This window comes from Streptomyces atriruber (genome assembly GCF_001418325.1).
GTDB classification, from domain to species: domain Bacteria; phylum Actinomycetota; class Actinomycetes; order Streptomycetales; family Streptomycetaceae; genus Streptomyces; species Streptomyces atriruber.
Map to the genome: position 1 here is coordinate 1 of NZ_LIPN01000373.1, position 3,896 is coordinate 3,896.

At 74.2% G+C, this 3,896-nt stretch carries 4 protein-coding genes; all 4 read left to right on the forward strand.

Annotation, left to right across the window (positions count from 1 at the left end; translation table 11 throughout):
* Positions 1 to 72: 72 nt before the first annotated feature.
* The gene (locus AOK03_RS32590) at positions 73 to 819 is read left to right on the forward strand and encodes an AraC family transcriptional regulator (protein WP_055568988.1); all 747 of its coding nucleotides are present in this window, start codon (positions 73 to 75) and stop codon (positions 817 to 819) included.
* 128 nt (positions 820 to 947) lie between these two features.
* Positions 948 to 2,090 carry an NAD(P)/FAD-dependent oxidoreductase gene (locus AOK03_RS32595; RefSeq protein ID WP_208609638.1) on the forward strand — a complete coding sequence of 381 codons (1,143 nt, stop codon included), beginning with the start codon at positions 948 to 950 and terminating at the stop codon, positions 2,088 to 2,090.
* Complete coding sequence (locus tag AOK03_RS32600) at positions 2,087 to 2,395, forward strand: (2Fe-2S)-binding protein (RefSeq protein ID WP_055568990.1); 309 nt, start codon at positions 2,087 to 2,089, stop codon at positions 2,393 to 2,395. The genes AOK03_RS32595 and AOK03_RS32600 overlap by 4 nt, the downstream gene beginning before the upstream one ends.
* Positions 2,376 to 3,896, forward strand: a 1,521-nt coding sequence (locus tag AOK03_RS32605) for an FAD/NAD(P)-dependent oxidoreductase (RefSeq protein WP_079075094.1), incomplete at its 3' end; no start/stop codon positions are given. The genes AOK03_RS32600 and AOK03_RS32605, both read left to right, overlap by 20 nt.

The window sequence follows — 3,896 nt, forward strand, 5'->3', positions numbered from 1 at the left end:
GGGCTCATGGGGCGACACCGCCTCATCGTCGCCACGCCCCACCCTGGCCCGCTTCCGATAAAGTGCCAATCTGTGCCGAATATCCGCCACACCCCCGAAGCGCCGACCGCCACCCGGGAGCTGTCCCCCGGAGAGCGCATCGACGCCCATCGCCACGACGACCACCAGATCGTCTACGCGGGCTCCGGCGTCGTGGCCGTCACCACCGACGCGGGCACCTGGTTCGCGCCGGGCACCCGGGCCATCTGGGTCCCCGCCGGATGCGTCCACGCCCACCGCGCCCACGGTCAGCTGGCGCTGCACCTGCTCGGCCTGCCCGCGGACACGAATCCGCTGGCCCTCGACGCCCCGACCGTGCTCGCCGTCGGCCCGCTCCTGCGCGAACTGATCCTCGCCTGCACCCGGACGCCGCAGGACGAGTCGCCGGAACGCGGACGCCTGCGCGCCGTACTCCTCGACCAGCTGCGCGCGTCGCCCCAGCAGCCCGTGCTGCTGCCCACGCCCTCGGACCCCCGTCTCACCGCGGTCTGCGATCTGCTGCACGACGACCCCGCGGACCCGCGGGGACTGGCCGAACTGGCCGCCGGGGCGGGCGCGGGCGAGCGCACCCTGAGCCGCCTCTTCCGCCGCGAGCTGGGCATGACGTTCCCGCAGTGGCGCACCCAACTGCGCCTCTACCACGCGCTGCGCATGCTCGCCGACGGCCTGCCGGTCACCACGGTCGCGCACCGTTGCGGATGGTCGTCGACCAGCGCGTTCATCGATGTGTTCCGCAGGGCCTACGGATACACGCCCGGCACGCACCACCGCCGCGACTGACGACGACAACTCCCCTTCGCGCACGCCCTCTTGGCAGCACCAGTGCCATGTGAAATATTACTGCCGTGCTCACGAGACACCCGTCATCCTCCGCACGTCCCCCATACGCCACACGCCCCGCAGACCTCATCATCGTGGGGGCCGGCGTGGTCGGCGCCGCGTGCGCCTACTACGCCACCCGTGCCGGGCTCCACGTCACCGTCATCGACCGCGGCCCCGTCGCGGGCGGCACCACCGGCGCGGGCGAGGGCAACCTTCTCGTCTCCGACAAGGAACCCGGCCCGGAACTCGAACTCGCCCTCTACTCAGCCACGTTGTGGCGCGACCTCGCCGCCGAGCTGCCCTCCCTCATCGAGTACGAGACGAAGGGCGGCGTGGTCGTCGCCTCGACCGAGCCCGCGCACGACGCCCTGCGCCGCTTCGCCGCGGAGCAGCGGCAGGCGGGCGTCGAGGCCACCGAGGTCCCGGCCGACCGGCTGGCCGACCTGGAACCGCATCTCGCGCCGGGCCTCGCGGGCGGCTTCCACTACCCGCAGGACGCCCAGGTACAGCCCGCCCTCGCCGCCGCACACCTGCTGCGCGCGGCCGCCGACTCCGGACGCCTCGCGGTCCGGCTCGGCGAGGAGGTCACCGCGGTCCTCACCGGCGCGAAGGGCGAGGTGCGGGGGGTCAGGACGCGGCGGGGCGAGGTGTGCGCACCCCACGTGCTCAACGCCGCCGGTACGTGGGGCGGCCAACTCGCCCGCCTGGCGGGCCTGGAGCTGCCGGTGCTCCCCCGCCGCGGCTTCGTCCTCGTCACGGAACCGCTGCCGCGCGTGGTGCGCCACAAGGTGTACTCCGCCGAGTACGTCGCCGACGTCGCGAGCGGCTCGGCCGCGCTGCAGACCTCCGCCGTGGTGGAGGGCACTCCGGCGGGCCCGGTGCTGATCGGGGCGAGCCGGGAGCGGGTGGGCTTCGACCGGACCCTGTCGGTCGAGGTCCTGCGCCGCCTCGCGGGCCAGGCGGTGCGCCTCTTCCCCGCCCTGGCCCAGGTCCGGGCGATCCGCACGTACGCCGGGTTCCGCCCCTACCTCCCGGACCACTTCCCGGCGATCGGCCCCGACCCGCGCCTCCCGGGCCTGCTGCACGCCTGCGGTCACGAGGGCGCGGGCATCGGCCTCGCTCCGGCGACCGGCGCACTGATCGCCGCCATGCTGACCGGCAGTGAACTCCCCTTGGATCCGGCTCCGTTCGCGCCGGAGCGCTTCGCACGAGAGGAGGCGGCCCGATGAAACCGTCGGATCTCGTGGAGGCCTCCCCCGGGGCGAGCTTCACGATCACCTTCGACGGACGCCAACTGGACGTGCTGCCGGGCCAGTCGATCGCGGCCGTGCTCTGGTCCGCGGGAATCCTCGCCTGGCGGACCACCCGGGTCGGCGGGCGGCCACGCGGCGCGTTCTGCGGCATCGGCCAGTGCTACGACTGCCTCGCGACCGTCAACGGTCGGCCCAACCGGCGCACCTGCCTGATCACCGCCCGCCCCGGCGACACGGTCACCACGCAGGAAGGGAACGGCCATGCCGGGTTCGGCGACTGAGGGGACTGGGGGGATTGGGGAGCCTGAGGGGACCGAGGGGAGCGAAGCGTTGCCCGAGCATGAACCGTATGATCTCGCGGTGCTCGGCGCCGGTCCCGCAGGCCTCGCCGGAGCCGTGACGGCCGTGGAACTCGGCCTGTCCGTGGCTCTGTTGGATGCGGCGGAACAACCCGGCGGCCAGTTCTACCGCCATCCCGCACCGGCCACGGGAGCCACCCGCCCCGAAGCCCTGCACCACGACTGGCCCGCATTCACCGACTTGCGCGACCGCCTGCGGACCGGCGGCGCCACCTGCCTCTTCGGCCACCACGTCTGGACGGTGACGCGCGAGGACGAGAACCACTGGACCGTTCACGCCCTCACCGGCGAACCCGAAGCCCCTGGAGAGGGACAGCGCCCGGTGCGCGTGCGGGCCCGCGCGGTCCTCCTCGCGACCGGCTCGTACGAGCGACAACTCCCCTTCCCCGGCTGGACCTTGCCCGGCGTGGTCGGCGCCGGCGGTGCGCAGGCCATGCTCAAGTCCGGCCTCGTCCTGCCCGGCAAGCGCGTGGTCGTCGCCGGCAGCGGTCCGCTCCTGCTCGCGGTGGCCGCCTCGCTCACCTCGGCCGGCGCCGAGGTTCCCGAACTGGTCGAGGCGTCCTCGTACTTCGGATACGCGCGCCGCCCCCGCGCACTCGCCGTCCAGCCCCACAAGCTGACGGAAGGCGCACACCACGCCGGAGCCCTGCTGCGCCACCGGGTTCGCCTGCGCACCCGCCACGCGGTCACCGAGGCACACGGCGAGGACCGCGTGGCAGCGGTGTCGGTCTCCCGCCTGGACCGCGCATGGCGTCCGCTGCCGGGAACGGAGCGTCGCATCGACTGCGACGCGCTGGCCATCGGCCACGGCCTGGTCCCGCAGATCGACCTGGCAACCAGTCTGGGCTGTGCCACCCGGCGGACCGTCGACGGCACGCACGCCCTGGCGCTGGGCCCGCTCCAGGAGACGTCGCTGCGCGGCCTGTGGGCCGCGGGCGAGACGTCAGGGGTCGGTGGAGCGCAACAAGCCATCCTGGAGGGCGAACTGGCGGCCCTGGCTGTCGCGGCCCGACTCACCGGCCGACGCCCCGCCCCGCTCTCCCGCCTGCGCTCCCTGCGCCGCCGCCACGACCGCATGAACGCCTTCGCCGACGTCATGGCCGCCGCACACGCGCCGGGGCACGGCTGGCCGCGGTGGCTGTCCGACGACACCGACGTCTGCCGCTGCGAGGAGGTCCCCGCGGGCCGCATCCGCGAGGCCGTCACGGACTACGGCGCCCGGGACACGCGCTCCGTGAAGCTCCTCACCCGGGCGGGAATGGGCTGGTGCCAGGGCCGGATGTGCGGCTGGGCCGTGTCCTGCCTGGCTTCTCCCGCACCCCAGCACGCCCCCCGGTCCTCCGGCCCCGACCGACGCCCACTGGCCGCACCGGTACCACTGAGCGCCCTGGCCACCTTGGAGCCGCAACCCCAACCCCAACAC

What these genes read in the sequence shown, in the direction of transcription:
- AOK03_RS32600 (WP_055568990.1), top strand. Translation starts at nt 2,087, where the DNA reads ATGAAACCGTCGGATCTCGTGGAGGCCTCCCCCGGGGCGAGCTTCACG.